Raw genomic sequence first — 24,065 nt, forward strand, 5'->3', positions numbered from 1 at the left:
GGCCGCTGATGACTAATATTGTAGAAGTTCGCGGGCTCACCAAGCGATATGATGGTGGGTTTGAAGCACTGAAATCCGTGGACCTGGATATCAAGAAAGGCGAGATTATCGCCCTTCTTGGTCCCAATGGTGCAGGAAAAACCACACTCATTTCGACAATTTGCGGCATCACACGAGCCACAGATGGAACGGTTTCCATTGGCGGCCATGATAACGTAACTGACTTTCGCGCCGCCCGTAATTTGGTCGGGCTTGTACCGCAGGAACTCAATCTGGAACCCTTTGAAAAGGTGATGAACACCGTGCGGTTTTCACGCGGTTTGTTTGGTAAAGCGCCAGATGATGCCCATCTGGAAAAAGTCCTGAAATCCTTGTCCTTGTGGGACAAAAAGGACGCCAAGGTCATGATGCTGTCGGGCGGCATGAAGCGCCGTGTTTTGATCGCCAAAGCCCTATCTCACGAACCACGCGTTCTGTTTTTGGATGAACCCACTGCGGGTGTGGACGTCGAATTGCGCAAAGACATGTGGGACGTTGTTGCCAAACTAAAGGCCGACGGCGTGACCATTATCTTGACTACGCACTACATCGAAGAGGCCGAGGCAATTGCCGACCGGATCGGGGTCATCGCAAAGGGTGAAATACTACTTGTGGAAAATAAGGACGATCTGATGACCCGCATGGGTCAGAAGACGCTGAAGATCGAACTCGCCGAACCTGTGAACGCTGTTCCTGCGGCTTTGTCGGAATACGACCTTACCGTGGATGGCGAAGGCCTTCTGTATTCCTATGACACGCAGACAGATCGCACGGGAATCACCAGTCTGTTGGCGGATCTGCAAAAAGCGGGACTGAAAATGACCGACCTGCAAACGCGGCAAAGTTCGCTCGAAGAAATATTCGTGTCCCTCGTGGCTGAAAAGGAGGGCGCGGAATGAACCTGCAAGCAATCAGATCGATCTACATCTTTGAGATGGCGCGATTTTTCCGCACGCTGATGCAAAGCTTCATTAGCCCGGTGATTTCAACGTCGCTGTACTTTGTCGTGTTCGGCACGGCCATCGGGTCTCGTATCCAAGAAGTCGAAGGCGTGGGGTATGGGGCGTTCATCGTTCCGGGGCTGATCATGTTGTCCGTGATGACGCAAGCGACCAGTAACGCAAGCTTTGGCATCTATTTCCCAAAGTTTATCGGTACAATTTACGAGCTGTTGTCGGCACCTGTGAATTTCCTAGAAATCACGATCGGCTACGTCGGGGCGGCCGCAACAAAGGCGTTGTTTATTGGGCTTGTGATCCTAGCGACGTCTTTCCTGTTCGTTGATCTGCACATTGCACATCCAATTGCGATGCTGGCGTTCCTTGTGCTTACCTGTCTGTCGTTCAGCCTGCTTGGGTTTATCATCGGCATTTGGGCGGGGAATTTCGAACAGTTGCAGCTGATCCCACTGTTGATCATCACGCCTTTGGTCTTCCTTGGTGGGTCATTTTATTCGGTCTCTATGCTTCCGCCGATCTGGCAAACCATCACCATGTTTAATCCAGTGGTCTACCTGATCTCGGGGTTCCGATGGGCGTTCTTTGACACGGCGGATGTCCCAATCGGCCTCAGCTTGTTTGCTATCGGCTTGTTCACGGCGATCTGTGTTGGCGTCATCGCATGGATATTCCGCACGGGCTGGCGCATCCGGCAATAGCGCTGGGCTTGTTTCCAGTCGCGCTGGGCACTAAATGGTCACTTATGAAACGCTGGATCCCTTTCCTTAAAACGCCGCCTCACGTCGCCGTCATTCGCTTGCAAGGTACGATTGCAACGGGCGGGCGCGGATTGTCTGATCGCGGCCTTGCTGATGTTATTGACAAAGCATTCCGCAGCAAACCTGCGGCCGTCGCGCTTGAGATTAGTTCCCCCGGGGGTAGCCCCGTGCAATCATCTTTGATTGCCGCGCGTATTCGACGTTTGGCGGATGAAAAAGACATACCCGTAGTAGCCTTCGTAGAAGATGTCGCCGCTTCTGGCGGATATTGGTTGGCCACTGCGGCGGACGAGATTTTTGTCGACCGCGGATCTATTGTTGGTTCTATCGGCGTGATTTCAGCGGGATTCGGGCTTACGGGTACGCTTGAAAAGGTTGGTGCTGAACGCCGTGTTTACACCGCCGGAAAATCCAAAAGCATGCTCGACCCATTCCAAGCTGAAAAACCAGCCGACGTGAAGCGGTTGAAAGGCTTGCTGGACGACATGCACGATTATTTCAAAGATCAGGTCACAAGCCGTCGCGGTAGCAAGCTGGCCGATCAAGACCTGTTTACGGGTGAGATTTGGGTGGGTGCAAAATCCATCGATGTTGGCCTTGCTGATAAGATCGGGCACCTCGTACCCGTGATGAAAGACCGCTTTGGCGATAAGGTAACGTTCCGCCGTTTCGGAAAGAAAAAGCCGTTCTTTGGGCGTTTGGGTGTGCAGATTGTTGATGATGCCGTCGCAGGGATCGAAGAGCGCGCAGCCTATGCGCGGTTTGGTCTTTGAATGATTTTTAAGATAGTTTCTTTGTTTTTGGTTGGCATGGGTGTGCTTGCGATGTTTGGTAAACTTACCGTACCGGGTGCAAAACGGCTGGCGGATGCGCGCTGCAAATCTTGCGGCAAATTCACCTTCGGGAAATCCTGCGATTGTAAGGGGCGTAAGTAATGCCTGACTGGCTGATGTTGCCCCAAAGCCCGATGATGGATTGGGTTGCCGTAGTTATTGGCTTGGCTCTGCTGCTTTTGGCGGGGGACAGCCTTGTAAAAGGGGCGGTGAATATGTCGCTGCGCCTTGGCGTTCCCGCGCTGATCGTATCATTGACGATTGTGGCCTTCGGAACCTCAGCTCCCGAGCTTTTGATTTCTGTGCAAGCGATCTGGGACGGGGTTCCTGGGTTGGCGATGGGGAACGTTGTTGGGTCCAACACAGCAAACGTCCTGTTGGTGCTCGGTATTCCTGCCATGCTGGCTGTTATGCACACCAGCGAATGTGATACGCGGGTCAGCTACCTTCAGATGCTAGGCGGAACAATATTGTTTATCGTACTAGCATTTCGCGGCAAATTTGACTGGATTTCAGGTTTGATCCTGCTTGCCGCATTGGCAGCGATGCTGATCCATGCCGCGCGGGCGGCAAATGCGCATCGTAAGGCGGGCGCGGATGAAGTCGACGTTGATGACCTCGAAGGCGCGGACCCTGATTTGCCATGGGGTAAGATCATCCTTTTCTTGGTGCTGGGCCTGATAGGCTTGCCATTGGGGGCGAGCCTGCTCGTGGACGGGGCGTCCAATATCGCGCGCGATTACGGGATCAGCGAAACGGTGATTGGTCTGACATTGGTAGCGATTGGTACGTCCCTACCTGAGCTTGCGACCACGGTTATGGCAGCGTTGCGTAAACAAGCTGACGTAGTTTTGGGCAGTGTGATTGGGTCCAATATGTTCAACCTGCTTGGGATCATGGGGGTCGCGTCTTTGGTAGGGATCATTCCCGTCGAGCAACAGTTTTTGACGTTCGATCTTTGGGTCATGCTGGGCGCGTCCCTATTGCTCATACCGTTCGTCTTCTTCAGGCAGGACCTGACCCGCGGTTGGGGGATTTTGCTGGCAATGCTATACGCGGCATATGTTTTTGTTGTACTGTAACACCCGCCCAAAGTAGTTCCATCATGTGGCGTAAAGTGCGGATTTCCATCAGTGGAGAGCATTCAGCACGCTAGGGTTGCGGCAACTTGTGCACTTGCATACCAGTTCGTCACAATTCGGTTACTTTTCCTTAATGTTTTCAATTGCTTGTTAAGTGGGCGTATTTCTTTCATTAAAATTCAATGGGTTAGGTTGGCGCCTATTTTTTAGGCAGTTCGCGGAACTCCCCATTTTGCAACGAAAAATTGGACCTGCTCAGGATTTGCCCACGAACTTATCCACAGAAACGGTGGGTATGTTAGCGCTTGCAGGACTGTCTTAGCCATTGCAGCGGCACCATAGAATCATAGGTTAGGGCCATGAATATTAACTCCACCGGCCATGAGGTCATTCAAGGGTACCTCCGCACCTTAGACGGATCACCCGGTGTGTACCGGATGCTCGATTCCGAAAGCCGTGTGCTTTACGTCGGCAAGGCGCGAAATCTTAAGAACCGCGTCAGTAACTACGCGCGGCCGGCAGGGCATTCGGCGCGGATTGCGACGATGATTTCGCACACGGCGTCGATGATGTTTCTGACCACCCAGACAGAGACCGAAGCGCTGTTGCTGGAACAAAACCTGATCAAGCAGCTCAAGCCGAAATACAATGTGCTGCTGCGCGATGATAAGTCGTTCCCGAATATACTAATCTCCGGCGACCATGACTTTCCTCGTATCGAAAAGCATCGCGGCGCGAAAAAGAAAAAGGGCAACTATTACGGTCCTTTCGCCAGTGCAGGCGCTGTAAACCGGACGTTGAACACCTTGCAGCGGGCATTCCTGTTGCGCAATTGCAGCGACAGTGAATACGAAAGCCGTACGCGCCCTTGCCTGCAATACCAGATCAAGCGCTGCGCCGCGCCATGTGTCGGCAAGGTCAGCCATGACGACTACAAACAGCTTGTGAAAGATGCGGAGCGGTTTCTGTCAGGTAAATCGACGGAGATGCAGGCGAGCTTGGCTGAACGGATGAACAAAGCCTCCGAGGAGATGGAGTTTGAGCGCGCCGCCGCATTGCGGGACCGTATTAAGGCATTGACGCAGGTGCAGACCTCACAGGGGATCAATCCGCAGAACACAAACGAGGCCGATGTCATCGCCTTGCACCGGGATGGCGGGCAAGCCTGCGTTCAGGTGTTTTTCATCCGCGCCAACCAGAACTGGGGGAATAAGGATTACTACCCGAGGGTCAGTGGCGATGAGGATGCGAGCGAGGTCATGCAGGCCTTTGTCGGCCAGTTCTACGGGGATCGCGAACCACCGCGTCTGTTGTTGCTGTCGCATGGGCTAGATGACGAAGATTTGGTGACCGAAGCGCTGAGTGAAAAAGCGGGGCGCAAGGTTGAAGTTATCGTGCCGCAACGGGGCGAGAAGGCGGAACTTGTCCAAGGAGCTGCCCGAAACGCCCGCGAAAGTCTGGGCCGCAAGATGTCAGAGACCGCCACACAGGGCCGTTTGTTGCGCGGGCTAAAGGAGGCCTTTGATCTGGACGCCGTGCCACAACGTGTCGAAGTCTACGATAACTCACATATCCAAGGGGCGTTCGCTGTTGGGGCTATGATTGTTGCGGGACCTGAAGGGTTCGACAAGAACCAGTACCGCAAATTCAACATCAAAGGTGAAGACCTGACCCCGGGGGATGATTTTGGCATGATGAAAGAAGTGCTGACGCGGCGGTTTAAGCGGCTGTTGAAAGAGGACCCTGATCGCCAGCTTGGTACATGGCCGGGGTTATTGTTGATCGACGGGGGGGCAGGGCAGGTGAGTGCTGTGCGCGAGATTATGACTGATTTGGGCGTGGGTGATGTGCCCATGGTCGGTGTGGCTAAGGGGGTAGACCGAGACCACGGCAAAGAAGAGTTCTATCGCACGGGCAAACCTGTGATGGCTCTGCCTCGTAATGACCCTGTCTTGTATTTCATTCAACGGCTGCGCGACGAGGCGCACCGCTTTGCGATTGGCACACATCGTGCCAAACGTGCCAAGGCCATTGGAGCTACGCCGCTGGACGATGTGCCCGGCGTCGGCGCGACCCGCAAACGCGCTTTGTTGCAGCACTTTGGATCGGCCAAGGCAGTTGGGCGCGCTGCATTGGCGGATCTGAAGGCCGTTGAAGGGATTTCAGATGCGATGGCCGATACGATTTACGGCTATTTCAATGAAAAGGGTTAACCTAATCTGCGGATAAGATTTTTCTTTATTAACAGTTTGTTAATTCTGATTTTTCTTTCGATTTCGACCCCGAAAGGCTGTTTCCCACCCTTCTGACTACCCAGGGACTTTAAGAAAAAAAGGCAAGGTGTGGTGCGTTGTATTGAAACGGACTAGATAGGGGTATGACTTGGAATATACCTAATATCCTGACGCTGTTGCGTCTTCTTGCGGCCCCCGGGGTTGCGATCATGTTTTTGTATTTCGCGCGGCCGTGGGCCGATTGGTACGCATTGGTCTTGTTTGTGGTCGCGGCGACGACAGATTGGATTGACGGGTATTTGGCGCGCGCGTGGAACCAGCAAACCAAATTTGGTGCAATGTTGGATCCGATTGCCGATAAGGCGATGGTGGTGATTGCGTTGTTGGTGATCTGCGGATTTTCCGGCATGGACCCTTGGATTTTGTTGCCCGCGACCTTGATCATGTTTCGAGAGACGTTTGTGTCTGGTTTGCGAGAGTTCTTGGGCGATACAGCGGGCACCTTGAAGGTAACGCGGTTGGCCAAATGGAAGACCGCTGCACAGATGACGGCGATAGCAGTTTTGTTTTCAACGGGCGCGTTTGAGACCTATTTCAATATGGCGATTGAGGGCATGGATCAGGCCACATTTGACGGCATTCGGTCGGGCGAAATTCCCGATGAGGGTGGCGTGATCTGGAAGTTGAATGGCATGACCTATTCATGGTGGGTCGGTATTATTCTGCTTTGGGCTGCGATGGTTTTGACCTTGATCACGGGTGCAGACTATCTTCGCAAAGCGGCGCCACATCTAAAGGAAGATTGATGCAGGTATTGTATTTCGCATGGGTGCGGGAACGCATAGGAGTGCCGCGTGAAGACGTAGAGACGTCGGCGGCGACGGTGAATGATCTGGTCGCTGAGCTGCGCGCGCGTGAAGAGCGGTATGAAGCGGCGTTTGCGGACACCAGTGCGTTGCGCGTGGCGTTGGATCAGGAGTTGGCAGAGTTTGATGCCCCCCTTGCAGGTGTTCGCGAAGTTGCGTTTTTCCCGCCGATGACAGGCGGATGATCCGCGTTCAGGACATACCGTTTGATGCGGGGACTGAGCTTAACAGCTTTTCCAGCCGCGTCGCGGGCTCGGGCGCTGTTGTGAGTTTCACTGGGCTTGTGCGTGATGTGTCTGGCGGGTTGTCGGTCATGGAGATCGAACACTATCCCGTCATGACTGAAAAGGCGCTGGGCAAGATTCGTGACGATGCGATGGCGCGTTGGAATTTAGCCGATGCCTTGGTCATTCATCGGTATGGACGCCTTGAAGCAGGTGAAGTCATCATGATGGTGGCGACGGCATCACGCCATCGCAAGCACGCCTTTGAGGCGGCCGAGTTCCTGATGGACTATTTGAAATCCCGCGCTCCGTTCTGGAAAAAAGAAGTCACCGAGGATGGGGCCGAATGGGTGGCGTCCAAAGATGACGATGAGGATGCACTAAAGAGGTGGTGACGCGAGCGCCTTACACGGGGCGTGTTGCGGGCAGGTGGTTAGGTGGTCGTTGACGAGGCCGCAGGCTTCCATCCATGCATAGACGATCGTTGGACCACAGAATTTGAACCCGCGTTTCTTAAGGTCCTTGGAAAAGGCGAGGGATAGGTCCGTGGACGGCGGCACATCGGCCTGCTTGGTAAAGTTGGTTTGCAGCGGCGCGCCACCGACCCAGCCCCAGCAATAGGCCGAAAAGTCATCTATCTTCAGATAGGCCTGCGCATTGGTAATGGTGGCTTGGATTTTGCCGCGGTGGCGGATGATGCCTTCGTTTTGCAGCAATCGCTGCACGTCGTCTTCGCCCCATGTGGCTATTGTGGCAGGGTCGAATCCTTCGAAGGCGGCGCGGAAGTTTTCGCGTTTCTTGAGGATAGTGATCCAGCTGAGCCCCGCTTGGAAACCGTCGAGAATTAGCTTTTCCCAGAGCGCACGGCTGTCCCATTCCGGAACGCCCCATTCCGTGTCGTGATAGTCCACATAGATGGGTTCGAGTCCGGTCCAGCCGCAGCGTTCAGACATTGTGTCATTCCTCTCGTTAGATGTGTTCAATTGAATTCAAACTTGGGACCTTTACCAGCCCTTAAAGCTTGGCGTGCAATTTGATGGCGAAGAGGATGCGTCATGAGCATGAGTGCTGAGAATAAGGCATGGGACGATCAGACACCGCGCGATCCGTTGGAATATGCGGTCAGCGTGCGGGACAAAGATGTTCTATCAATGGTTCGAGAAGCCTTGGCCACCGACAATTGTCGGCTGGCGCTACAGCCTGTCTGCACCGCCCATGACAACTACCGCATTGCGTTCCATGAATGCTTGATCCGCGTGATGGACGAAACCGGGCGTATCATTCCGGCAGGCCAATTCATGGACCAGATCGAAGAGACTGTCCTCGGGCGCGATATTGATACCGCGAGTCTGCGGTTGGCATTTGGATTACTCAAATATCACCCGGGTATTCGGCTCTCGGTCAATGTGTCGGCTCGGTCGTTGGGGGATGCGGCGTGGCGGCGGGTTCTGGATCAAGAGCTCGCAAGTTTGACGGGTCATGTAGACCGTCTGATTTTTGAGATCAGTGAAGACAGTGCAATGCAATTGCCCGAGGTTGTGATCAGGTTCATGGAAGAAATGCAGCCACATGGGCTTGCTTTTGCGTTGGACAATTTCGGAGCGGGTTTGACGGCATTTCGGCACCTCAAGGATTTCTTCTTCGACTTGGTCAAGATCGATAGCCACTTCACACGCAATATTCACGAGGATCCCGACAATCAGGTCCTCGCAGAGGCGTTGATTACGGTTGCTCACCAGTTCGAAATGTTCGCTGTTGCTGAGGGTGTCGAATCCCAGGAAGAAGCGGATTTTCTAATCGGAATCGGTGTTGATTGTGTTCAAGGCTACCACTTTGGCGTGCCAAAATTCTCGGTCTGAATGTGAGGTTGCGCAACCGTTACCGCTAAAGCGGGCAATTGACGCAGGGTAAGTCCGTTGCGATTGCATTACCAAGAGCGTATTACATCGATAACGGCGGCGGGGGGCGGCGTAATCCACATGGCCCTCTGGTCTTGCCGAATGTCGGACCCTAGAGAGGAATTTCCCATATGACCAACGTAGTTATCGCATCCGCTGCGCGCACCGCCGTGGGCAGTTTTGGTGGCTCTTTTGCCAGCACACCTGCCCATGACCTTGGCGCTGCCGTCTTGAAAGAAGTCGTCGCACGCGCGGGTATTGATGCGTCTGAAGTTTCGGAAACGATCCTTGGTCAGGTCTTGACTGCTGCGCAAGGCCAGAACCCAGCGCGTCAGGCGCATATCAATGCGGGCCTGTCGCAGGATGCGGCTGCTTGGGGCATCAATCAGGTTTGTGGATCCGGTCTGCGGGCTGTTGCGCTTGGTGCGCAGCACATCATGTTGGGCGATGCTTCAATCGTCGCGGCAGGTGGACAGGAAAACATGAGCATTTCTGCACACGCGCAAAACATCCGTGCTGGTCAGAAGATGGGCGACATGAAGCTTATCGACACAATGATCAAAGACGGTCTTTGGGATGCTTTCAACAACTACCACATGGGTCAAACCGCCGAGAACGTTGCCGAAAAATGGCAGATTTCTCGCGAGATGCAGGATGAGTTCGCGGTAGCGTCCCAGAACAAAGCGGAAGCGGCGCAAAAAGCTGGCAAGTTCGCCGATGAAATCGCAGCATTTACCATCAAGACCCGCAAGGGCGACATTGTGGTCGATAGCGATGAATACATCCGCCACGGCGCAAACATCGAAGCCATGCAAAAAATGCGCCCTGCCTTCACGAAGGACGGCACCGTAACTGCGGCCAACGCATCCGGCCTGAATGACGGCGCGGCTGCCACGCTGCTGATGTCTGCTGATGAAGCTGAAAAGCGTGGAATCGAACCACTGGCCCGTATCGTGTCATACGCAACGGCTGGCCTTGACCCGACTGTTATGGGCGTCGGCCCGATCTATGCATCCCGCAAGGCGTTGGACAAAGCTGGCTGGTCCGTCGATGACCTCGATCTTGTTGAGGCCAACGAAGCCTTTGCTGCGCAAGCCTGTGCTGTGAACAAAGACATGGGCTGGGACCCATCCATTGTGAACGTGAACGGCGGCGCAATCGCAATCGGTCACCCGATTGGTGCTTCTGGTTGCCGCGTGTTGAACACGCTGTTGTTCGAAATGAAGCGTCGTGATGCTAAGAAAGGTCTCGCGACTTTGTGCATCGGCGGCGGTATGGGCGTCGCTCTTTGTGTTGAGCGTCCATAAATAAATCGATTCAGTGGCGTAATATTATTGCGCCGCTGGTTTCGTTGGGGTAATTAGATTACCGAACAATCATCTCTTGGAGGAGAACATTATGGGACGTGTTGCACTCGTCACTGGCGGATCGCGCGGTATCGGCGAGGCCATTTCTAAGAAGTTACAGGCTGACGGTTACTCGGTTGCTGCAACTTACGCAGGCAACGACGAAGCCGCTGCCAAGTTTACCGAAGCGACTGGCATCAAGACCTACAAGTGGAACGTGGCGGATTACGATTCTTCCAAAGCGGGCATTGAGCAAGTCGAAGCTGATCTTGGTCCGATTGACGTTGTTGTCGCCAATGCTGGCATCACGCGCGATGCACCGTTCCATAAGATGACGCCACAGCAGTGGAATGAAGTTGTCGACACAAATCTGACGGGCGTGTTCAACACCGTGCACCCTGTTTGGCCTGGTATGCGGGAACGCAAGTTCGGCCGCGTGATCGTTATTTCTTCGATCAATGGTCAAAAAGGCCAGTTCGCTCAGGTAAATTATGCTGCGACAAAATCTGGCGATCTGGGGATTGTAAAATCCTTGGCGCAAGAAGGCGCGCGTGCTGGGATTACAGCAAACGCTGTATGTCCAGGCTACATCGGTACGGAAATGGTGATGGCTGTTCCTGAAAAGGTCCGTGAAAGCATCATTGGTCAGATCCCAGCGGGTCGTTTGGGCGAGCCCGAAGAAATCGCACGTTGTGTTGCGTTCCTTGCGTCTGATGATGCGGGCTTTATCAACGGGTCAACAATTTCGGCCAATGGCGGCCAGTTCTTCGTCTAAGCCACTAGGTCAGAAACGACAAAAGGGCGGGGAATATCCCCGCCCTTTTTGTATTGTGGTCTTCGGTGCGATTAGCGACCGAAGATACCTGAAATCATACGGCCAAAAGCACCAGCACGTTCAACACGCGCACGTGTCATGATTTCGTCGATCTCTTTTTGAGTCAGTTCTTTGTACATATTTTCAATCCTTTGGTGCGTTGTTCGCTCCCTTGATTGAAAGGTAGTGCCTTTGGTGTGCGGTAAAAACCGACGATCTCGCATTCCCGCATTGCGCTGGGCGCAGGGCAGGTTGGTTGGGCCATCCCAAAAGGAATGGCCCGTTCGTTCGGCTGGACGGGTCGTTAGACCTAAGCCTGCCGGAGCGTTCTATTTGCGGCGAAACAAGAGGCGCAGGATGGCGCCGCGTTCAGCGTGTGCGGTGCGGATGGCGTCGCGGGTGCGGGCATTTGTGGTGGCTTCGAACATGGCGGTTTCCTTTGGTGGTGTTTCATTTCTTGTACCTAAGGTGACCTTTTGTGAGTGTACTGACAAACGAGACTTCACAGGGGTTCAGTTAAGTTATACTTATGTGAAATGTCTGATCGACTCCCCCCTTTGACGGCCTTACGCGCGTTTGAAGCCGCCGCGCGGCACTTGTCGTTTGCGCAAGCTGCGGCGGAATTACATGTCACGCCAGCTGCATTATCCTTTCAAATCAAATCGCTTGAGCAACATCTCGGGGAGCCCGTATTCCACCGCTTAAACCGGGCGGTTGAACTAACTGAAGCGGGTAGGGCACTTGCGCCGGGCGTGAATGATGGCTTCGCGGCGATTTCTGCTGCGTGGCGGAATGCTCAAAGGTCTATTAATAACAATGTTTTGACGGTTACGGCGGGGCCAGCCTTTACGTCAAAGTGGCTGGCTCCACGTTTGTTCGAGTTTGCGGAGCGCCATCCGGAGATCGAGCTGCGGTTTTCGGCATCATTGCGGTTGATGGATTTTGAGCGCGATGAAGTGGATGTCGCGATCCGTTTTGGGCTGGGTAAAGATAAGGGCGTTTATTCAGAGCCGTTAGTTCGGGAATGGATGACGCCGATGATGACACCAGAATTGGCCGAGTCATACGACACGCCAGAAAAACTAAGCCATGCGCCTTTGATCCATGATGATTCCTTGGCGTTTCTAAAAGACACATCCAACTGGTCAGGGTGGTTTAAAGCAGCTGGTGTGACCGGCGCGACGGGCGCCGGGGTTCGATTTAGCCAAGCAGACCATGCATTGGATGCTGCCCTATCAGGGGTGGGTGTTGTTCTTGGTCGGGTGTCTTTGGCGACACGGGCGTTAGAGAGGGGCCATTTGGTCGCGCCATTTCGGCTTGGTCTTGTCCCGCCAGCGCACTTTCGGTTTGTTTGTCCCCTAGGAACAGAAAAACGCCCCCATGTGGCGGCGTTTCGATCGTGGATCAAAGATGAAATTCAAAGTTCTAAAGCGTTTGAAGGCGCGCGCGATCTGGTGCCTGTTCAGATGTAGCCAATCGGTGCAGGCGCTGGCGGACCCCGCCAGCACCAAAAAATGATTATGCGGGAGTAAGTCGCGTGATCTCTTCTTTGAGATAAAGTTTTTCTTTCTTGAGGCGGGACACCTCTAGGTCATCGGAGCCGGGGCTCCGCTGTGCCTTTTCCACGGCATCTGAAAGGGTTTCGTGCTTTCTCTTGAGTTCCTCGAGGTGGGACGACAAGCTCATTTTATAGATCCTCCTTACATCGGTTTGTGGTTCTTTTAGATGACCACAGTTTCACGCATCTGTCACGCTGCAGGGCAGCAAACTAGCGGTGAGTTGAGAAGATCGTGAAAAGATTGCCAAATTATTAATCTGGGAAGGGGAACGCAGCGCCTGTACGTAGAATTGCTGCGATTTCGGGGCGGTAATCTTCGCCGTCTGTCAGGTGTGTGGGGCCGACATGCAGGGAAACGGGCGCATGAAGTTTGAATGGGGTCCGGCCTCCTTTGCGCGCGTGGACAATGATGCGGTCGGCGGATCGGCCTTCGCGACCGGTAATCGGGATCACGCTGAGGGATCCAAGCCTTTCATCCATAGCGCGCATTAGTTCAGGCAGACGGTCTGCCTTATGGATCAGTGTTAGCCAGCCTTTGGGTTTCAGGCGACGGGTGGCCGTTTCGATCCAGATTTTGGTGTCGGTATCACCACCGAAAGCAATATCGCGGTCTGGGAGTTCGCTGTGCTTGCCTGATTTGCGATCAAGATAGGGCGGATTGGCGATGACATGATCAAATGTCAGCGCTGTCAGGTCGTGGGGTAGGGCGCCCACATCTGCCGTCCAGATTTGTGCATCGAAGCCATTGGAAGCAGCATTAGCGCGGCAAAGATTGGCGTAACGAGCCTGGACCTCAACCGCGTGAAGATGCAGCCCAGCGACCCGTGTCGCCAAACACAAGATTGCTGCCCCAGCCCCACAGCCCAATTCCAGAACTGACTGTCCAGCCTGCGCCTGCACTGCCGAGGCCATAAGTACCGGATCAACACCAGCTCGATATCCTTTGGCCGGTTGTTCCAACATCAAAAGCCCTCCTAGGAAGGCGTCATTTGTCGTATCGGCATCGCCGTTCATTGGCCCAAATCAATGTTGTTGGCCTTCATCACGGAGGTCGCGATGAAGTGATCTTCGCGTCGGACCATGAGGCGGCGTGGCAAAATGCCCAAGGACCCGTCAAGGATGCTCATATTTACGTCCAACTCGAACACCTCTATATCCTCGCCTTGAAGAAGGGCTTTGGCAAAAGCGATGACAGTCATGTCATTGGTGCGTAGAAGTTCTTTCATACCCCTGACTTAAGGCGCATTGTCGCCCTTTGTCGAGTAATTGACGGAGCTGTGATGAGCTTGGACCACGCCGCAACAAAACCCCATGAACGTTTGGCCGATGCGCTGAGTATTGAAATGGCTGCCGTGAACGATTTGATCCGTGCGCGGATGGCATCTGAACATGCGCCCCGTATCCCTGAAGTGACTGCGCATTTGGTTGAGGCCGGCGGGAAACGTCTACGTCCGATGCTAACCTTGGCTGCTGCAAAGCTGTGTGGCTACGATGGCCCCTTTCACGTGCATTTGGCGGCGACGGTTGAATTTATCCATACAGCGACCTTGCTGCATGACGATGTCGTGGATGAGAGCGCACAGCGTCGTGGGCGGCCGACTGCGAACCTGTTGTGGGACAACACGTCGTCGGTCTTGGTTGGAGATTACCTTTTTGCGCGTTCTTTTCAATTGATGACGGAGACTGGGTCGTTGGACGTGCTGCGTATTCTGTCCAACGCTGCGGCAACGATCGCCGAGGGCGAAGTGTTGCAACTGACTGCCGCGAGCGATTTGGCGACGAGCGAAGACATTTACCTGCAGGTCGTACGCGGTAAAACGGCGGCGCTGTTTTCTGCCGCGATGGAAGTTGGCGGTGTTATCGCCGGCAAAGATGAGGCCACGGTTAAGGCGCTCTATGATTACGGTGATGCGCTGGGCGTTGGGTTTCAGATCGTTGATGATCTATTGGACTATGCGGGTACAGATGCCACGGGTAAGAACATTGGCGATGATTTCCGCGAACGCAAACTGACGTTGCCGGTAATTAAGGCCGTTGCCTTGGCAGATGCGGATGAACGCGCATTTTGGGTGCGGACAATCGAAAAGGGTCGCCAAGAAGAAGGTGACCTCGAAACCGCGTTAGGGCTTTTGGCGAAGCACGAAACACTTGAGACGACACGCGTTGAGGCGCTGGCCTGGATGGACACGGCAAAAGCGGCGTTGGCCAATTTGCCGGACCACGAGATCAAGGGCATGCTGCTTGATTTGGCTGATTACGTGGTTGCGCGGGTCAGGTAGCCGCTTGCGTCGTGGCCTGAACCCACCAATCGGGGTGGACTGAAGATAGCGCCGTTGCGGCGGCACGGCAGCTGGCCGCATCTTTAAAAATCGCAAAACATGTAGCGCCCGAACCGGACATGCGGGCGAGTTGGCAACCGTTTTGATATCCCAAACTGTCCAGAACATCGGCTATGACAGGGGCGGCTTGAATAGCGGGCGCTTGCAGATCGTTGCGTTGATCCGCCAGCCAAATCAGCCAAGCGTTGGTGTGAAAAGGCGACGGCATTTCATCAGGCATCGGTGGATTCGACTTATGAGGTAGCGCCTTGAACACGGACGGTGTGGGGACTTCGACACGCGGGTTAACAAGCAGAACGTCAATTGGAGGTGTTGGCCCGACGAGATCGACTTTGTCACCGATTCCCGACATGCGCGTCAGTTCGGTCGACATGCACACACCCACATCAGCACCAAGAGACATGATGATGTCCCAATCAGGGAGCGGAGTTTCCCAAAGCTGTGACAGTGCGAACAATGTGGCCGCCGCATCCGCCGAGCCGCCACCAATGCCGGACGCAATGGGCAGGTTCTTTGTGAGCGTGATTGCGGCTCCACGATCTATCCCAAAGGCCCGAGCAGCCCGAAGAACGAGGTTGTCATCGCTCGCGCAGAGGTTCGCCCCGAAAGGGCCATCGATCGTGAGCGTAAGGGTATCGGACTCAGCGGCGGACAAGACATCCCCGAGTTCGGTAAACATCACGAGTGAATCCAGCAGGTGATAGCCATCATTCCTTTGCCCTGTAACATGCAGGGTTAGGTTGATTTTGGCAGGGGCCGCTTGGCGGACCGTTTTAGTTGTCATGGGCCATTTCGATTGCAGGGGCAGGTGTTTCACCGTCTTCGGCGTATACCGCATCTAGCCCGATCGCGAGCTTGCGGCGAATGCGTTCGGCCTCGGCCTCTTCGGGGTTAAACGACAGCGCGCGGCGCCATTGAAAGCGGGCTTCTGTGTCGCGGCCAACCATCCAGTAGACGTCGCCCAAGTGGTCGCTGAGGATTGGGTCGTTGGGCACCAGTTCGGCAGCGCGTTCCAATGGTGCAACGGCTTCTTGGTAACGTCCGAGTTTGTAGTAGACCCACCCAAGGCTGTCGATGATAGCACCGCTATCAGGGCGCGCGGCGGCGGCTGTTTCGATCATCTGTAATGCTTCGTCATAGCTTTCCTTAATTCCGCGATCGACCAAAGAATAGCCGAGGTAGTTCAGCGCCGCAGGGTTATCAGGGTTGCGGGACAGTGCCTCGCGAAAGTCAGCTTCGGCTTCGGGCCATTGGTCCAACCTTTCGTTGGTCATGCCGCGCGAATAGTGCAGCCACCATTGAATGGATGCGTCATTGTCGTAGCCTTCGATGGCGTCCGTATAGGCGACTTTGGCTTGGGAGTACTGTTCTTGCTGACGGTAAACATCGCCCAAGGATGCATAGGGCAGAGGGAGGTCAGGATGGCTCCGGGTGAGCTGGGTTAGGACTTCGATTGCTTGATCAAATTTACCAGCAAGGCGCAAAGATTCGGCGCGGCCCATTTCGGCGCTGTGAAAAGCAGGGTTGTTAGTTGAAACCTGCGCAAAGGTTAGCGCGGCTGCATCGTATTGGCCCAGTGCATTCAATAGGCGCGCTGCGGCAAGCTGCGCTTCTGCATTGTGGGGTGAGATGTAGCGAGCGGCTTGCGCATACAGCAGCAGATAGCTCTCGTTTGCTTCGCCCTGGAGGATTTTGGACAACCCACCAAATGCAAATGCAATACCGTCGCCCGCTGACGTCACTGGTGGAGTGAGAGTTGAAGGCGATTGAGTGTCGATTGCCGCACGAAGAGCAGTGATTTCATCGTCTGGCACACCGCCGAAGGCCCGCGTCAGTATATCGTCAGCGCGCTCGTAGTCTCCCATCGCACAAAGCACCCGTAGATGTGCAATGACGGATGTGCGCGACGGCGGAAGGCCCTCGTTCGGGGGAAGTGAGTAAATGGCATCGGCAGCGGCTAAGTCGCCAACCAGTTCTAAGGCGATTGCTTTGTGGTGGTAGCCGAATGCACGAAGACCTGTTGTGACGATAACGTCATCAAATGCCGTCATAGCGCGGGTTTGATCGCCTTTCCCTAAGAAGGCCCAAGCCTGTGATAGTGCGTCCATTAATGGTCCGACCTCATGGCCCGCTTCAAGAAGGTCGAACAATGCGTCCCAATCTCCAATGCGTGCAGCCTGCGCCATAATTGCGATGTTGGCGACTTGGCTTTCGCCGCCAGCGGCTATGAATGGTCGCGCAATGGCGGCGGCGGATTCACCTTGCCCTGTCCCGAGGTAGGCCGTGATGGATTGCTCCATGAGTGTCAGGTTGTTCGGATCGGCAATAAGGGCGCTTTGGAAGTACTCAGACGCTTTAACGTAATCGGCATCAATTCCAGCTTGACGGGCAGCAAGGTAAGCCCCTGAGTCTATTTCTGCGGTGGCAGGTAGGGCTAAGGTCAAAGCCGCACAGGTTACGGACAGTCGAAAGGCGTTTCTTATGCTGTTACTCAAGGCGGGCTCCAGTTTCCGATATATCAACAGCCTAAGGTGGCTGATTCCTCGGGGCAAATGACAATTCGTCCATTGGCGTGTTATTGCGCCCACAAACGCAAACAGGACCCCAGTTGGGGCCCTGCTGCATATGAAATGATCGATGTAGCGCTTACATGTTCGGGTAATTTGGCCCGTCGCCACCCTGAGGAACCGTCCAAGTGATGTTTTGGCTCGGATCCTTGATGTCACAGGTTTTGCAGTGCACGCAGTTCTGGAAATTGATCTGGAATTTGCGGTCCGCGCCGTCGCCGACAAATTCGTAAACCCCAGCAGGGCAGTAGCGCGCTGAAGGGCCTGCAAAGTCAGGGAAGTTTACGCCTGTCGGGATGGTGTCATCTGTCAATTTCAGGTGCGCGGGCTGGCTTTCTTCGTGGTTTGTAAAGCTGAACGCCACATTGGTCAGGCGGTCAAAGCTGAGTTTGCCATCTGGTTTCGGGTAGTCGATTGGCTGGTACTTTACGGCCTTTTCAGTCGACTCCGCATCAGATTTTCCGTGCTTGAGCGTGCCAAACAGCGAGAACCCAAACGTATTTGTCCACATGTCTAAACCGCCACCGAGCAGCGAAGCAACCATGCCCCAGCGAGACCACATAGGTTTGACGTTGCGCACCTTCTTGAGGTCTTGGGCAATAGGGCCTTCGCGGACTTCAGCTTCGTATTCGATCAGCTCGTCGGATGCGCGGCCCGCACCAATCGCGGCGTGCGCTGCTTCTGCAGCGGCGATGCCGGACAACATGGCGTTATGGTTGCCTTTGATGCGTGGGACGTTGACCATGCCAACAGAACAGCCAAGCAAAGCAACGCCAGGTGCTGTCATTTTCGGCATGGATTGATAACCGCCTTCGGTGATGGCGCGTGCGCCATAAGCGACGCGTTTTCCGCCTTCCAACAGGTCCGCAACCATCGGGTGATGCTTGAAACGCTGGAATTCCATGTAAGGGAACAGGTGTGGGTTCTTGTAGTTCAGGTGAACCACGAAGCCGACGTAAACTTGATTATTCTCGAGGTGGTAGATGAAAGAACCGCCGCCTGCGTTGCTGCCAAGGGGCCAGCCGCTTGTGTGCGTAACTGTGCCTTCTTTGTGCTTGGCTGGGTCGATTTCCCAGATTTCTTTCATGCCAAGGCCGTACTTCTGCGGTTCACTGTCGGCTGCGAGGTCGTATTTCGCGATGACTTCTTTCGACAACGATCCGCGAACACCCTCAGAAAGGAAAACGTATTTGCCGTGAAGTTCCATGCCAGGCTCAGTATCCGGGCCAATGGTGCCGTCGGCCTCTAAGCCAAAGACGCCTGCAACCACGCCTTTGACTTCGCCATTGTCGCCGTAGACGAGTTCGGAACAGGCCATACCGGGAAAGATTTCAACGCCGAGAGCTTCGGCTTGTTCGGCCATCCAGCGGCAAACGTTACCCATGGAAACGATGTAGTTGCCGTGATTGTTCATAAGCGGCGGCATCGGGAAATTCGGGATCCGAACTTTGCCGGCTTCGCCAAGCAGGTAGAAATTGTCGTGTGTGACTGGCGTGTTCAAAGGCGCGCCTTTGGCTTTCCAATCAGGGATCAGCTTATCTAGGCCGCATGGGTCCAAGACCGCACCAGAAAGAATATGCGCACCGACTTCAGAGCCTTTTTCGAGGACGACGACGTTCAAATCCGAATCGAGTTGTTTCAGACGGATCGCGGCGGACAGGCCAGCGGGCCCCGCGCCAACGATAACAACGTCGTATTCCATGGATTCACGTTCGATCTCGGCCATATCGGGCCTCCCTGCTGTAAGCGCGTAATTGTTCTAGAACTGCATACCCCATGGGTGCAGGTGCAGCAATCTTGCCGCGACATAAAGTTGCGTGACAGCGACGGAAACGTAACGTCTGCAAATAAAGGCCGAGTGGGTGTTGATGCCCCTTGAGGCCGTAGGGCGGTGCGGGTTATGCATGCGCACTTGAGAAATTGACCAACGGACACGCCGAAATGGAAAAGATACCGCTGACACGGGCTGGATTTGACAAGCTGGATGCTGAATTGAAGCACCTGAAGTCTGTTGAACGCCCTGCAATTATTCGCGCCATTTCCGAGGCTCGCGAACATGGTGATTTGTCCGAGAACGCTGAGTATCACTCCGCGAAGGAAAAACAGTCGTTTATCGAGGGGCGCGTAAAAGAGCTTGAGGGTGCGATTTCCTTGGCGGATGTCATTGATCCCTCAAAGCTGAGCGGCGCCGTGAAATTTGGTGCCCATGTCACGTTGGTTGACGAAGACACCGACGAAGAAAAGACCTACCAGATTGTTGGCGAGTACGAGGCTGACATTGAAAATGGTAAGCTGAACATGAAATCACCCATTGCGCGGGCACTGATCGGCAAAGAAGATGGCGATAGTGTTGAAGTGCGTACGCCAGGTGGTGTGAAGTCCTACGAGATTTTGGAAATCGTCTTTAAATAAGGCTCCTTAACGATGCCGGAAAGCCAAAACACAGCAGACGTTCCGTTGCGCGCGGGTGTGCGCAATGACGGCGTGCGCGTGACTGCAATCGAAGTAATTGCGATTGTCATTAGCATTGTCTGGCTTGTCGGGGTCGCAATTTTCTTCCTTGTCTTGCCCGGAAGTGAAGAAGGTTCGAACGAAGAAACCGTCGACTCCTTGCGTTTTGTGATGACGCTTATGGCGATCTTTCTTCCGATAGCGATGGTCTGGATCGCGGCAATGGCTGCGCGGTCGGCGCGGATTGTGCGCGACGAAAGCCAGCGATTGCAGGCGGCGATTGATGCGATGCGGCAAACCTATGTTGCAGATCGACAGGCGCGGGGCGCGGGGATCGAACCAACGGTTGAAAAGAAACTCAACGAGATCGCACGGGCGACCCAGAAAACCGAAACGGCTTTGGCGACATTCGCGTCGTCTCGTCCGTCTTCTGTCGCGATACCACCGCGGGCGGGTGCAGCTGTGGTAACGCGCGACGATCAGCCAAGCCTTGAATTGGGCACAACGGCGGAAGATATCGCACCCCCCATTTCACGGCCTGATTTGGTTCGCGCATTAAACTTTCCCGACACTGAAGGGGATGAGGTCGGTTTTGCTGCGTTGCGTCGCGCCTTAAAGGACCGAACCGCCAAACAACTGATTCAAGCCAGCCAAGATGTACTCACTCTCCTGAGCCAAGACGGTATTTACATGGATGACCTGCGCCCAGATCGCGCGCGCCCTGAAATTTGGCGCCGTTTCGCTCATGGCGAACGAGGTAAAACGGTTGCGGCATTGGGCGGGATTCGCGACAGATCATCGTTGGCTTTGACGGCAGGCCGGATGCGGGAAGACGCAATTTTTCGGGATGCGGCGCACCATTTCTTGCGTAAGTTTGACCAAATGCTTTTGGCATTTGAGGCAGAGGCCAGTGATGAAGATATCGCAGCACTTGCCGAAACTCGTACAAGCCGCGCCTTCATGTTGTTTGGTCGTGTCACGGGCGCATTTGATTAAGGGCTGACCTGACGGATCATTGTCGTCGCTGAAGAAAACCCAAATACATGACGTAGTGGGCCAAGGTGGTGAATGTCGCCGGCAACAAACCCTTTGCGTTCATAAAGCGCACGTGCGCGAGTGTTATTGTCGATGACGTCCAGACGTAATTCCTTGTAACCGCGCCGTGCGGCCTCATGGCTGATTGCATCAAGCAGCGCCGTGCCGACACCCTTGCCGCGCGCGTGACTGGCGACAAAGACGCCGTCCATAAGGAAACGTTGGTTTTCGGTATCGCGTTCCAGCAAGTGCAAAAGCGTGGCCCGCCATGTGCTCCCGAACCAACCGTAGTGGCGCGTCATGTCGTTCCAAGTGCCATCAACTAAGGCACCTTTGGCAGTCTTAAAGCCGACAACGCCAAGCAAAGTACCGTTTTGGTCACGGGCGCAAATTGCGTGGCTGGGGTCGAGCAAGTCTTCGATGAAAGTTAGAGCCCGTTTCTGTGGCCCCATGACATAGCCAAGTTTTTGGCCGAAGGCCTGCCAGTACATTGCGCTGATCTCAGGGCGTTCATCGTCGTTAAACCCAGCCGAGATTTGCAGGTTCAAACCCATGTTTGGGCCTGCGCCAGATCGTCCGGTGTATTGATGTTGAAGAATACGGGCGGCGTGGTGTCCGGGAACGGTGCCAGTGCCGCGTTTTGGTCCTTAGTAAAGGTGCGGACCTTGCGGCCACCTGACGCCAGAAAAGCTGAGAGTGGGTCACTAAGGGACACGGGCCAAAGGCCAAACGTGCCGTGTTCCCAATCCGGTGTTGTGGCAATGGTCAGGCCGTCCGGATGGCCATCGGCTGCCATCAAAAGGTGAGGCACTAGATCACATGGGAAGAATGGGGTGTCGACGGCTACGGTGACAATATGGCTCGCGCCTTGGTTGGCCGCCCATTCCAACCCTGCGAGGACACCGGCAAGCGGGCCAAGGTGGCCGGGCATTGTGTCTGGTAAGATCGTCCAGTTGCCGACGATAGGCTCGTTCGCGTTCACCGCAATATCGCGCACTTGTGGCAAAAGCCTTTCGGCACACCGATCTATTAGTCGTTCGCCTCCGAGGGGCAGATCAGCTTTTGATGCGCCGTCCATACGGGTTGAACGTCCTCCTGCAAGGATCAGACCTAAGGGTTCAATCATGGGCGATTGTCGCGTGCATTTGCGGCCTCTTGTTGTAACTCATCTTGGCCAAGGCTATGGCGGTGATAACCGAACTGTAAGGCAGGCAAATGGCCGAGGCGACCCAGAAATCGTACTATTGGACGGGCTTTCGCGCGGGTGTACCGTTTGTCTTGGTGGTCGTGCCATTCGGGCTGTTGTTTGGCGTTGTCGCGACCGAGGCTGGTTTCACGAGTCTGCAAACGATGGCGTTCTCATCCGTCGTATTCGCAGGGGCCGCTCAGTTTGCAGCACTCCAGTTGATGGTGGATAACGCGCCAATGGCGATTGTGATCGCAACGGCACTTGCGGTGAATTTACGGATGGCAATGTATTCAGCCTCATTGTCTCTTTGGCTTGGAGACGCGCCGTTATGGAAACGCGCTCTGATCGCCTATGTGAATGTTGATCAAAGCTATGCTGTGTCGATCAATAAATACGAAGACGAACCGCAGATGGTGTTATCGGATCGAACTGCGTTCTTTTTTGGTGCGGTGACACCCGTATGCCCGCTTTGGATTGTAGCAACGGGTTTGGGCATTTGGCTTGGCGATGGCATTCCGGACTGGATGGCTTTGGATTTCGCGGTTCCGATCTGTTTTCTCGCGATTATTGCACCGATGATGCGTACGATGGCGCATATGGTGGCGGCGGTAACGTCGATTGTTGTGGCGCTGCTTCTGGCTGGGTTGCCATTCAACCTTGGGCTATTGGTCGCGGCGGTTCTTGCAATGGTGGTCGGTGCGCAAGTTGAGCTTTGGACAGTACGGCGGGCCAAGGCATGAGCACGGGATACATCTGGATCATTATTCTAATACTCGGCGTCGGAACCTATCTGATCCGGTTCTCGTTTTTGGGCCTGATTGGCGGGCGAGATTTGCCAGAATGGGTATTGCGGCACCTGCGGTACACCGCCGTTGCGGTCTTACCTGGCTTGGTGGCGCCGCTGGTTTTGTGGCCCACGGCGACGGCTGGAGAGATCGATCCAGCCCGCTTGAGCGCCGCTTTGGTGACGTTCGGCGTTGGGTTGCTAACGCGCAATGTCATTGCCGCCATCCTTGCGGGCGGCGGCACATTGTTTGCGATGATAGCGATTACCGGCGCTTATTGATCCGAACTGAGTGCCGCATCAATCTGAGCTGCTGCAACTGATTTGTCGTCGGAGTCGTTCTCACGATGCTCGCGGGCGCGCACGCCTGGGAGCTCCGCAAACTGATCGGACAGATTGTTTGGGAAATACGATTGACGGATGTGACCAAATCCCGGCAACTGCTTTAGCATTCGCGTCGTGTGCGTAGTGCAGGCGGCTTTGGGTGTTGGACCGTTCGCAATGGCGAGGTTCATAGCCATTTCAGCGACTTCAGGTGCGACGTCAATTTCTTGAATAAGAGTGTAGTAGGTCTCTCTCGAGTGGAAAGAGATGTAAAACTCTGCGATCCTCGGCGTGATGCCGAAATGAACGTCATTGCGTTCGGGGATAGAACTATGACCGAACGTCCCCGCAGGATCCCAGAGGATACGCTGGCTGGCATTGATCATCAGTCCTGAGTGCGCGCCGTTGTTAGAGCCGACGTTTTTCATTGTCAGCAAAGTCAGCCGCTTTGGTCCAGGATGAACGTAAGCCACACGATCGATAGCCGATTGTGGTGCGAGTATTTCTTCACGGATCACACCGCGGCCACATCCAGCAAGCACTAAAGGCGCTGACAACATAAAATTACGGCGCCGCATCATCGGATTAGCCGTTGACCAGAGCAATGAAGATAAGAAGAAGGATGATCGCGATTGATCCTTTGGTGACCATGCTCATGAAGCCATCAAATGTCTTCTGTTGAACTTCGATGTTCATTTCGCCGTGCTTGTGATCTGACATATTGAATTCCTTTGTTCGCTTTGGTCCGACTTAACCGATTCATTT

Annotated in this window: 29 protein-coding genes; 18 read left to right on the forward strand and 11 right to left on the reverse strand. The window is 54.5% G+C overall.

All coding sequences use genetic code 11. The features are described from left to right. Positions 1-8: 8 nt before the first annotated feature. From L0666_RS06805 to L0666_RS06845, 9 genes are all read left to right on the forward strand, one after another. On the forward strand, positions 9-938 hold the full coding sequence (locus L0666_RS06805) for an ABC transporter ATP-binding protein (RefSeq protein ID WP_235259614.1): 930 nt from the start codon (positions 9-11) through the stop codon (positions 936-938). Then, on the forward strand, positions 935-1,696 hold the full coding sequence (locus tag L0666_RS06810) for an ABC transporter permease (RefSeq protein WP_235259617.1): 762 nt from the start codon (positions 935-937) through the stop codon (positions 1,694-1,696). The genes L0666_RS06805 and L0666_RS06810 overlap by 4 nt, the downstream gene beginning before the upstream one ends. A 44-nt stretch (positions 1,697-1,740) precedes the next feature. Then, entirely contained in the window at positions 1,741-2,529 is a 789-nt protein-coding gene (locus tag L0666_RS06815; RefSeq protein WP_235261361.1) for a S49 family peptidase, read from the forward strand. After that, complete coding sequence (locus L0666_RS06820; RefSeq protein ID WP_235259618.1) at positions 2,530-2,691, forward strand: hypothetical protein; 162 nt, start codon at positions 2,530-2,532, stop codon at positions 2,689-2,691. It abuts the gene before it with no gap. Further along, entirely contained in the window at positions 2,691-3,671 is a 981-nt protein-coding gene (locus L0666_RS06825) for a calcium/sodium antiporter (RefSeq protein ID WP_235259621.1), read from the forward strand. Before L0666_RS06820 ends, L0666_RS06825 begins: the two co-directional genes overlap by 1 nt. Before the next feature lie 359 nt (positions 3,672-4,030). Next, positions 4,031-5,884, forward strand: a complete 1,854-nt coding sequence (gene uvrC, locus L0666_RS06830) for an excinuclease ABC subunit UvrC (protein WP_235259623.1) — start codon at positions 4,031-4,033, stop codon at positions 5,882-5,884. A 164-nt stretch (positions 5,885-6,048) separates the two neighbouring features. Then, positions 6,049-6,711 (forward strand): CDP-diacylglycerol--glycerol-3-phosphate 3-phosphatidyltransferase, encoded by a 663-nt coding sequence (pgsA, locus tag L0666_RS06835; protein ID WP_235259624.1) that lies wholly within the window; start codon positions 6,049-6,051, stop codon positions 6,709-6,711. Next, complete coding sequence (gene moaD / locus L0666_RS06840) at positions 6,711-6,956, forward strand: molybdopterin converting factor subunit 1 (RefSeq protein ID WP_235259625.1); 246 nt, start codon at positions 6,711-6,713, stop codon at positions 6,954-6,956. Before pgsA ends, moaD begins: the two co-directional genes overlap by 1 nt. After that, positions 6,953-7,390, forward strand: coding sequence for a molybdenum cofactor biosynthesis protein MoaE (locus tag L0666_RS06845; RefSeq protein ID WP_235259626.1), 438 nt, complete (start codon positions 6,953-6,955; stop codon positions 7,388-7,390). The genes moaD and L0666_RS06845 overlap by 4 nt, the downstream gene beginning before the upstream one ends. Here L0666_RS06845 and L0666_RS06850 read toward each other — a convergent pair. Beyond that, positions 7,376-7,948 (reverse strand): DNA-3-methyladenine glycosylase I, encoded by a 573-nt coding sequence (locus L0666_RS06850; protein ID WP_235259627.1) that lies wholly within the window; start codon positions 7,946-7,948, stop codon positions 7,376-7,378. The two genes, L0666_RS06845 and L0666_RS06850, sit on opposite strands and share 15 nt — an antisense overlap. A gap of 102 nt (positions 7,949-8,050) precedes the next feature. Here L0666_RS06850 and L0666_RS06855 point away from each other — a divergent pair, with 102 nt between their 5' ends. From L0666_RS06855 to L0666_RS06870, 4 genes are all read left to right on the forward strand, one after another. Next, positions 8,051-8,854: an EAL domain-containing protein gene (locus L0666_RS06855; RefSeq protein WP_235259628.1), complete on the forward strand. Its 804-nt coding sequence runs from the start codon at positions 8,051-8,053 to the stop codon at positions 8,852-8,854. 170 nt (positions 8,855-9,024) lie between these two features. Beyond that, a complete protein-coding gene (locus L0666_RS06860) occupies positions 9,025-10,200 on the forward strand; it encodes an acetyl-CoA C-acetyltransferase (RefSeq protein WP_235259629.1) in 1,176 nt (391 codons plus the stop codon). Between the two features lie 91 nt (positions 10,201-10,291). Beyond that, positions 10,292-11,014, forward strand: a complete 723-nt coding sequence (gene phbB / locus L0666_RS06865) for an acetoacetyl-CoA reductase (RefSeq protein WP_235259631.1) — start codon at positions 10,292-10,294, stop codon at positions 11,012-11,014. A gap of 575 nt (positions 11,015-11,589) precedes the next feature. Next, complete coding sequence (locus tag L0666_RS06870) at positions 11,590-12,525, forward strand: transcriptional regulator GcvA (protein WP_235259633.1); 936 nt, start codon at positions 11,590-11,592, stop codon at positions 12,523-12,525. Positions 12,526-12,571: 46 nt separating this feature from the next. Here the strand turns inward: L0666_RS06870 and L0666_RS06875 are convergent, their stop codons facing one another. The 3 genes from L0666_RS06875 to L0666_RS06885 all read right to left on the reverse strand — a co-directional run bounded on the left by L0666_RS06875 (position 12,572) and on the right by L0666_RS06885 (position 13,837). Next, entirely contained in the window at positions 12,572-12,739 is a 168-nt protein-coding gene (locus L0666_RS06875) for a YdcH family protein (RefSeq protein ID WP_235259635.1), read from the reverse strand. Between the two features lie 124 nt (positions 12,740-12,863). Continuing rightward, positions 12,864-13,625, reverse strand: coding sequence for a tRNA1(Val) (adenine(37)-N6)-methyltransferase (locus tag L0666_RS06880; protein WP_235259636.1), 762 nt, complete (start codon positions 13,623-13,625; stop codon positions 12,864-12,866). After that, complete coding sequence (locus L0666_RS06885) at positions 13,622-13,837, reverse strand: putative signal transducing protein (RefSeq protein WP_216037734.1); 216 nt, start codon at positions 13,835-13,837, stop codon at positions 13,622-13,624. Before L0666_RS06885 ends, L0666_RS06880 begins: the two co-directional genes overlap by 4 nt. Before the next feature lie 54 nt (positions 13,838-13,891). Between L0666_RS06885 and L0666_RS06890 the strand changes: the two genes are divergently transcribed. Continuing rightward, positions 13,892-14,890 (forward strand): polyprenyl synthetase family protein, encoded by a 999-nt coding sequence (locus tag L0666_RS06890; protein ID WP_235259639.1) that lies wholly within the window; start codon positions 13,892-13,894, stop codon positions 14,888-14,890. On the opposite strand, the gene L0666_RS06895 is transcribed toward L0666_RS06890, so the two are convergent. The 3 genes from L0666_RS06895 to L0666_RS06905 form a co-directional block, all read right to left on the reverse strand. Then, positions 14,883-15,734: a 4-(cytidine 5'-diphospho)-2-C-methyl-D-erythritol kinase gene (locus L0666_RS06895; protein ID WP_235259640.1), complete on the reverse strand. Its 852-nt coding sequence runs from the start codon at positions 15,732-15,734 to the stop codon at positions 14,883-14,885. The two genes, L0666_RS06890 and L0666_RS06895, sit on opposite strands and share 8 nt — an antisense overlap. Further along, the gene (locus L0666_RS06900; RefSeq protein WP_235259642.1) at positions 15,724-17,445 is read right to left on the reverse strand and encodes a tetratricopeptide repeat protein; all 1,722 of its coding nucleotides are present in this window, start codon (positions 17,443-17,445) and stop codon (positions 15,724-15,726) included. The genes L0666_RS06895 and L0666_RS06900 overlap by 11 nt, the downstream gene beginning before the upstream one ends. A 151-nt stretch (positions 17,446-17,596) precedes the next feature. Further along, entirely contained in the window at positions 17,597-19,243 is a 1,647-nt protein-coding gene (locus tag L0666_RS06905; protein WP_235259643.1) for an electron transfer flavoprotein-ubiquinone oxidoreductase, read from the reverse strand. Positions 19,244-19,458: 215 nt separating this feature from the next. Between L0666_RS06905 and greA the strand changes: the two genes are divergently transcribed. After that, positions 19,459-19,929, forward strand: coding sequence for a transcription elongation factor GreA (gene greA / locus L0666_RS06910; RefSeq protein WP_216037739.1), 471 nt, complete (start codon positions 19,459-19,461; stop codon positions 19,927-19,929). A gap of 12 nt (positions 19,930-19,941) precedes the next feature. Continuing rightward, on the forward strand, positions 19,942-20,964 hold the full coding sequence (locus L0666_RS06915; RefSeq protein ID WP_235259646.1) for a hypothetical protein: 1,023 nt from the start codon (positions 19,942-19,944) through the stop codon (positions 20,962-20,964). Here L0666_RS06915 and L0666_RS06920 read toward each other — a convergent pair. Beyond that, on the reverse strand, positions 20,961-21,557 hold the full coding sequence (locus tag L0666_RS06920; protein WP_235259649.1) for a GNAT family N-acetyltransferase: 597 nt from the start codon (positions 21,555-21,557) through the stop codon (positions 20,961-20,963). The two genes, L0666_RS06915 and L0666_RS06920, sit on opposite strands and share 4 nt — an antisense overlap. Then, a complete protein-coding gene (gene mobA / locus L0666_RS06925) occupies positions 21,548-22,129 on the reverse strand; it encodes a molybdenum cofactor guanylyltransferase MobA (protein ID WP_235259651.1) in 582 nt (193 codons plus the stop codon). The genes L0666_RS06920 and mobA overlap by 10 nt, the downstream gene beginning before the upstream one ends. Positions 22,130-22,218: 89 nt before the next feature. Here mobA and L0666_RS06930 point away from each other — a divergent pair, with 89 nt between their 5' ends. Both L0666_RS06930 and L0666_RS06935 read left to right on the forward strand, forming a co-directional pair. Further along, on the forward strand, positions 22,219-22,932 hold the full coding sequence (locus tag L0666_RS06930) for an AzlC family ABC transporter permease (protein WP_235259653.1): 714 nt from the start codon (positions 22,219-22,221) through the stop codon (positions 22,930-22,932). Further along, positions 22,929-23,258: an AzlD domain-containing protein gene (locus L0666_RS06935; protein WP_235259654.1), complete on the forward strand. Its 330-nt coding sequence runs from the start codon at positions 22,929-22,931 to the stop codon at positions 23,256-23,258. The genes L0666_RS06930 and L0666_RS06935 overlap by 4 nt, the downstream gene beginning before the upstream one ends. Here the strand turns inward: L0666_RS06935 and L0666_RS06940 are convergent. Both L0666_RS06940 and L0666_RS06945 read right to left on the reverse strand, forming a co-directional pair. Next, on the reverse strand, positions 23,252-23,905 hold the full coding sequence (locus tag L0666_RS06940; protein ID WP_336246272.1) for a hypothetical protein: 654 nt from the start codon (positions 23,903-23,905) through the stop codon (positions 23,252-23,254). The two genes, L0666_RS06935 and L0666_RS06940, sit on opposite strands and share 7 nt — an antisense overlap. Next, a complete protein-coding gene (locus L0666_RS06945; RefSeq protein WP_235259656.1) occupies positions 23,886-24,020 on the reverse strand; it encodes an aa3-type cytochrome c oxidase subunit IV in 135 nt (44 codons plus the stop codon). Before L0666_RS06945 ends, L0666_RS06940 begins: the two co-directional genes overlap by 20 nt. Between the last annotated feature and the right edge of the window lie 45 nt (positions 24,021-24,065).

The organism is Octadecabacter algicola (genome assembly GCF_021532625.1).
GTDB lineage: Bacteria > Pseudomonadota > Alphaproteobacteria > Rhodobacterales > Rhodobacteraceae > Octadecabacter > Octadecabacter algicola.

Coding starts and splice junctions, on each gene's coding strand:
- L0666_RS06825 (WP_235259621.1), top strand. CDS start 2,691: ATGCCTGACTGGCTGATGTTGCCCCAAAGCCCGATGATGGATTGGGTT.
- uvrC (WP_235259623.1), top strand. CDS start 4,031: ATGAATATTAACTCCACCGGCCATGAGGTCATTCAAGGGTACCTCCGC.
- L0666_RS06850 (WP_235259627.1), bottom strand. CDS start 7,948: ATGTCTGAACGCTGCGGCTGGACCGGACTCGAACCCATCTATGTGGAC.
- phbB (WP_235259631.1), top strand. CDS start 10,292: ATGGGACGTGTTGCACTCGTCACTGGCGGATCGCGCGGTATCGGCGAG.
- L0666_RS06895 (WP_235259640.1), bottom strand. CDS start 15,734: ATGACAACTAAAACGGTCCGCCAAGCGGCCCCTGCCAAAATCAACCTA.
- L0666_RS06930 (WP_235259653.1), top strand. CDS start 22,219: ATGGCCGAGGCGACCCAGAAATCGTACTATTGGACGGGCTTTCGCGCG.
- moaD (WP_235259625.1), top strand. CDS start 6,711: ATGCAGGTATTGTATTTCGCATGGGTGCGGGAACGCATAGGAGTGCCG.
- L0666_RS06945 (WP_235259656.1), bottom strand. CDS start 24,020: ATGTCAGATCACAAGCACGGCGAAATGAACATCGAAGTTCAACAGAAG.
- L0666_RS06805 (WP_235259614.1), top strand. CDS start 9: ATGACTAATATTGTAGAAGTTCGCGGGCTCACCAAGCGATATGATGGT.
- L0666_RS06820 (WP_235259618.1), top strand. CDS start 2,530: ATGATTTTTAAGATAGTTTCTTTGTTTTTGGTTGGCATGGGTGTGCTT.
- L0666_RS06935 (WP_235259654.1), top strand. CDS start 22,929: ATGAGCACGGGATACATCTGGATCATTATTCTAATACTCGGCGTCGGA.
- L0666_RS06875 (WP_235259635.1), bottom strand. CDS start 12,739: ATGAGCTTGTCGTCCCACCTCGAGGAACTCAAGAGAAAGCACGAAACC.
- greA (WP_216037739.1), top strand. CDS start 19,459: ATGGAAAAGATACCGCTGACACGGGCTGGATTTGACAAGCTGGATGCT.
- L0666_RS06880 (WP_235259636.1), bottom strand. CDS start 13,625: ATGAACGGCGATGCCGATACGACAAATGACGCCTTCCTAGGAGGGCTT.
- L0666_RS06920 (WP_235259649.1), bottom strand. CDS start 21,557: ATGGGTTTGAACCTGCAAATCTCGGCTGGGTTTAACGACGATGAACGC.
- L0666_RS06855 (WP_235259628.1), top strand. CDS start 8,051: ATGAGCATGAGTGCTGAGAATAAGGCATGGGACGATCAGACACCGCGC.
- mobA (WP_235259651.1), bottom strand. CDS start 22,129: ATGATTGAACCCTTAGGTCTGATCCTTGCAGGAGGACGTTCAACCCGT.
- L0666_RS06915 (WP_235259646.1), top strand. CDS start 19,942: ATGCCGGAAAGCCAAAACACAGCAGACGTTCCGTTGCGCGCGGGTGTG.
- L0666_RS06845 (WP_235259626.1), top strand. CDS start 6,953: ATGATCCGCGTTCAGGACATACCGTTTGATGCGGGGACTGAGCTTAAC.
- L0666_RS06815 (WP_235261361.1), top strand. CDS start 1,741: ATGAAACGCTGGATCCCTTTCCTTAAAACGCCGCCTCACGTCGCCGTC.
- L0666_RS06860 (WP_235259629.1), top strand. CDS start 9,025: ATGACCAACGTAGTTATCGCATCCGCTGCGCGCACCGCCGTGGGCAGT.
- L0666_RS06870 (WP_235259633.1), top strand. CDS start 11,590: ATGTCTGATCGACTCCCCCCTTTGACGGCCTTACGCGCGTTTGAAGCC.
- L0666_RS06890 (WP_235259639.1), top strand. CDS start 13,892: ATGAGCTTGGACCACGCCGCAACAAAACCCCATGAACGTTTGGCCGAT.
- L0666_RS06885 (WP_216037734.1), bottom strand. CDS start 13,837: ATGAAAGAACTTCTACGCACCAATGACATGACTGTCATCGCTTTTGCC.
- pgsA (WP_235259624.1), top strand. CDS start 6,049: ATGACTTGGAATATACCTAATATCCTGACGCTGTTGCGTCTTCTTGCG.
- L0666_RS06905 (WP_235259643.1), bottom strand. CDS start 19,243: ATGGCCGAGATCGAACGTGAATCCATGGAATACGACGTTGTTATCGTT.
- L0666_RS06810 (WP_235259617.1), top strand. CDS start 935: ATGAACCTGCAAGCAATCAGATCGATCTACATCTTTGAGATGGCGCGA.